This is a genomic window from Streptomyces sp. NPDC051133 (genome assembly GCF_040682635.1).
Classification (GTDB): Bacteria; Actinomycetota; Actinomycetes; order Streptomycetales; family Streptomycetaceae; genus Streptomyces.
The window spans coordinates 1-3,592 of the sequence record NZ_JBFBBK010000151.1; the positions used below are offsets into that span (position 1 = coordinate 1).

2 protein-coding genes are annotated in these 3,592 nt (G+C 64.3%); both read left to right on the forward strand.

What is annotated here, in order from left to right; genetic code table 11:
- Window positions 1-716 precede the first annotated feature (716 nt).
- Window positions 717-2,228, forward strand: coding sequence for a fibronectin type III domain-containing protein (locus tag AB0N17_RS45630; RefSeq protein WP_366017579.1), 1,512 nt, complete (start codon window positions 717-719; stop codon window positions 2,226-2,228).
- Window positions 2,229-2,242: 14 nt separating this feature from the next.
- Window positions 2,243-2,689 (forward strand): adenylyltransferase/cytidyltransferase family protein, encoded by a 447-nt coding sequence (locus AB0N17_RS45635; protein ID WP_366017580.1) that lies wholly within the window; start codon window positions 2,243-2,245, stop codon window positions 2,687-2,689.
- Window positions 2,690-3,592 lie beyond the last annotated feature (903 nt).

Consider the following 3,592-nt stretch of genomic DNA (forward strand, 5'->3'; position numbering starts at 1 on the left):
GCAGCTTGGCCCGCCGTCTGACGTCCTCTCTTCCACGGTGTGGCCGGGTCATTAATAGGCTGGGACCCCTGCCCGCCAGCGAGCCCGTCGGACCGCCCGAGGGATGCCCGCAGAGCGGTTGTGGAGGTGGATGGCGCACTGATCCCGGTGTGGGTCCGGAGTATGGCGGCCTCCAGCCGCAGCTGTATGTTCTCGGCGAGCGTGGGCATCGTGGAGGTCGACGGACTCGGATCCCTCACCAGCGCCCGGCGGCTCGCCAAAGTCGGCGCGGCCAGATCCGCTTCACCGACGCCAAAGCATCAAGGCCTTCGTCAGGGCTACAACGGTCACTCAGGCGTGCGGCAAAAGTGTCTCGTCATGGCCCGTCGGGTCAGGGACCAGCGACTCGCTGCAGCCAGCTACTTCTGGGCTCTCTGCGCCCTCTCCTGACCTGGTGGAGGCGTCTGTGCCCGACGACGCGAAGCCGGAGAGCGGCACACTGCCGTTCATTCGCCGGCGGTGTTCGGCGGTGGTGCCGGCACCTCGCCACGGTCGCCCCTCTTCTTCCCGGTCGTGCTATGCACGGGCGACACGGCAGCGGGTCATGGCGCCTCAATTACTGGGGAATGCGCATATGCCTGCTAGATTTTGCCGCGTTTTCAAAACACCGCACTCCGCCGTGAGTGCGGGAGGTCGTCCGTCTCCCATCCCCCGTACACTCGCAACTGGGATGTTTCATGCGCCTGAGGAAAAGCACGACGAGCATCGTCACCGCAGCGGCACTTGCTACCGGCTCCCTCACAACGGCTTACGGTTCCGTGGCACCGGTCAGGCCAACCTTGACTGCCAAGCCCCTTTCGACATGGCAGACGGACGGTTACGTCTGGACGCTCGCGTACGCCCGCGGCGTCGTCTACGTCGGCGGCACCTTCGACACGGTACGCCCGCCCGGCGCAAAGCCAGGCGAGAAGCAAAAAACCCGCAAGAACTTCGCCGCGTTCGACGCCGTCACCGGAAAACTGCTGCCCTGCACGCATTCTTTCTCCGAGATCGGGGGGACGGTACGGGCGCTGAAGCCGTCACGCGACGGCAAGGTGTTGTACATCGGCGGATCGTTCAGCAAGGTCGATCACACCTCTGCGTCCGATGTCGTCGCACTCAACACGGCAGATTGCACACTGCGCAAGAACTTCCGCCCCAAGGTGGATGGGACGGTTCGCGCCATCGACATCACGGACAAGTCCCTCTACCTGGGTGGCGACTTCACGCACATCAACGGCAAGGAAAGGATGCACATCGCCTCCTTCAGCCCCCGAGGATCTCTCCAGCCGTTCAGCGCAGAAATCGATCAGCCGGTCCACGCCCTCTTGGCAGTGCCGGAACATAATATGGTTCTCGTGGGCGGCGATTTCCACCATGTCAACGGTGAGCAGCAGCAGGCCCTGGTCGCCTTGAATCCCTCGACCGGCTCGATCGTTACCTCGTACCCAGACTGGCTTCCGCAAAGATCGTCGGTGCAGTCACTGGCACGCGACAAAACCAACTTCTACGTGGCGTCGGACGGCAGGGGAACCGGCGTCTTCGACGGTCGCATCGCGGGCCGTCTGGACAACGGCAAGATGGTCTGGAAGGACTACTGCCAGGGCGCCACCCAGGCCGTTCTCGTCTACAAGGGCATCCTTTACAGCGGGTCCCATGCCCATTACTGCCTGCCCACGCCTGGGGGCTTCCCCGATGGCCGCCGTCGGCACTTCCTGGCCCAGTCCGTCGCCGACAAGCGGATCTTGCACTGGTTCCCCGACACCGATGACGGAATCGGGAACGAGCAGCAAATCGGCCCCCGCACCCTGGTCATGGCCAAGGGAATCCTCTGGGCAGGTGGCGGGTTCACCACGGTAAACGAAAAGCCCCAGCAAGGCCTGACGCGCTTCGGGCCCGGACCTGGCAACGCGGCACCGGAAGCGATCCCCCAAATCACGGCCGACAATTCTCGCGTAGGAAAGATCACGCTTACCTGGCGTGCGACCTGGGACCGGGACGACGCGAAGCTGACGTACCAAATCTATCGTGACGGCGTCCGCGTGGCCTCGCCGAAGAAGAGCTCCGTCGAGTGGGACCTCCCGGAAATGAAGTACACGGACTCGGTCACTCCAGGGTCACGTCACCGCTACACCATCGCCGTCACCGACGGCAAGAACTCAACACATCGGTCCAAGCCGCTCCTCGTGACCGCGGTCACGGAAAAGTAACCAGGGGAAGATCGGTGACGGACGAACGTCTCGGCTACGCGCCGGGGGTCTTTGACCTCTTCCACGTCGGCCATCTCAATATCCTGCGCCGGGCCCGGGAACAGTGCCACCGTCTGATCGCGGGCGTCGCTTCCGACGACCTGGTGGTGCGTATGAAGGGCCGGCCGCCCGTCGTACCGTTGTGCGAGCGACTCGAAATCCTTCGCAGTCTTCGCTACGTTGACGACGTTCATGTCATGACCGTTGACGACAAGATCGAGATTTGGAAGGAAGTCGGTTTCGACGTCATCTTCAAGGGGGATGACTGGCTCGGCACGGACGTGTGGACAGCGTTGGAGGCTGAATTCGCAAGGGTTGACGTCGAGGTTGTGTACTTCCCGTATACGGCGCACACCTCCAGCACTCTTCTGCGCAATGCGCTGGGTGTCCTCCATCCGCAGGTACTCTCCAGCCAAGCCTGACCCCTCAGAAGGGGGTCCCACTGCGAGTTCGGCATCAGCCCCTGCACATGCCGAGTGCGGCGCCAGTTCGGGTCTGGGGCAGACGACCACCACCGCCGGTGGTACGCCGATCACGTGCGTTTTCAGCGGCAGCGTCTGGCGCTGGCCGTACGCCTGAGCGATGGGGGGCTCGGTCACTTGAATGAGCCTGCCATCACGCCTTGTACGAAGTGCCGCTGGAAGGCGAACAACGGTGAATCGCCGACACTGGGCTCGGGTATCGGCGGGAGCTGCTCTTGAAGTGGCCAAGACGGCCTGCAAGTTGACGCCGGTGGAACGCGGGGTATGAAGGCCCGCAACATGCGTGATCCGAGCCCCGGGCGAGGTTTGGGGGAGTTACCCAAGGCACCCGCCCCTTGAATAACTCCCCAACCACCACGGGCGGCGTTCGGCCGAGGCACCAGCCACCGAGCCCTGTGGGGCCATGCACTGCGACAACGGGCGCCTCGGTTGCATCGCCGGTCAATCAAGGCGCACCAGGTGTGTGTCTCACCTGGGCATCGCGCGTGCAGACACGAAGGTAGTCCTGTCGCCCCTCCGGCAAGCTAGGGCTGTTGCCGACATTGCAACCGCCCCTCCCGGGCACTCTGAAAACGCACCGTTCCAGAGAGCGGGCGAGGGCGGAATTACCCTAGCCGCGGAAAATGAGGGCCGGCCTGCGACGGGCGCGTGGTCCTAGGGCGATCTTGGGGCGGGCAGGCCCGGATATGCGCCGGGGGCGCCCAGGCGGTGGCCTTGAAGGACGGCCGGTGCACCGCGGCAGAGATGAGGGGCTGAGGGCCCCTGCGGGTGCATCGCTGAGTAGGACCACGCTGGCGAGGTCGTCCGGACGAACAGCGCACGTCGAACGACCGGAGGAACAGG